The organism is Pseudomonas sp. (assembly GCF_037994325.1).
In the GTDB taxonomy this organism is placed as follows: domain Bacteria; phylum Pseudomonadota; class Gammaproteobacteria; order Pseudomonadales; family Pseudomonadaceae; genus Aquipseudomonas.
In genome coordinates, this window is sequence record NZ_JBBNAH010000088.1 from 1 (window position 1) to 1,016 (window position 1,016).

Sequence of the window (1,016 nt, forward strand, 5' to 3'; positions counted from 1 at the left end):
GGCTTGCAGCGAACGAAAACTCGCCGCCACGTTGGCCACACTGTTATACGACGTGGTGACCGTGGCGATCAGGCCGATGCGTTGGGTGGCGGCGGCCAGCGCGGCGAGCAAGGTCAGTGGTTCGAAGTGTTCGGTGCGTGCCATACGACTAAGGGCATTGAGCTCGCCGGGCAGCATGGCCAACGTATCAGAGAGAAAAACCGCGTCAAAACCGCCCCGCTCTGCCGTTTTTACCAACGCCAAGTAATGGTCGATATCTTGGCCGCCGCTGGCCTTGGCCTCGGGGTGCCGCCAGCCGGCAACGTGGTGACCGGTTGGCATCAGAAAAGCGTTGAGGCACAGCGTTTCGCCGACACGGCTCATGGCGTGGCTCCAATCGCCAGCGGCGTGCGGGCTGTTGCTGTTTCGCCATACGCCGCCAGCAACGTGCAGGTGTAGGCATGGCGGGGCCTGGCCAGCACGTCAGTGGTGGTGCCGGACTCCACGACGCGGCCCTGGTGCATCACCAATAACCGGTCGGAAATGCGCGCCGCCACACTTAGGTCGTGGGTGATAAACACCAAGGCCAAGCCGAGCTGCGCTTGCAGGGACTCCAGCAAATCCAGCACCTGTGCTTGCACCACAGCATCGAGGGCCGACACACATTCATCGGCCACCAGCACGCGCGGTTTAAGCATCAAGGCGCGGGCGATGGCAATGCGTTGCCGTTGGCCGCCGGAGAATTCGTGGGGGTACAGAGCGAACGCACTGGTAGGTAAACCGACTTGCTGCAGCAGCTCGTGGCCACGCTGTTCCGCCTCGGCCTTGGCCACACCCAGTGCCAAGGAGCCGGCGATCAGCGACGCACCGATCGTACGCCGCGGGTTAAACGAACCAGCAGGGTCTTGAAACACCATTTGCATATCCGGGCGCACCGCACGCCAGCCAGATTCGCTCAAGCCAACCAGCTCCTGGCCGCCCAGGCGAATGCTGCCGCTGTCCGGCTGAGTCAGCCCTAAGAGCGCGCGCGCCAAGGT

2 protein-coding genes are annotated in these 1,016 nt (G+C 63.4%); both read right to left on the reverse strand.

The features are described from left to right. Positions 1-363 (reverse strand): LLM class flavin-dependent oxidoreductase (locus tag AAAB16_RS02790; protein WP_340661963.1); only part of this gene is annotated, 363 nt, incomplete at its 3' end. Continuing rightward, positions 360-1,016 (reverse strand): ATP-binding cassette domain-containing protein (locus AAAB16_RS02795; RefSeq protein WP_340661964.1); only part of this gene is annotated, 657 nt, incomplete at its 5' end. The genes AAAB16_RS02790 and AAAB16_RS02795, both read right to left, overlap by 4 nt.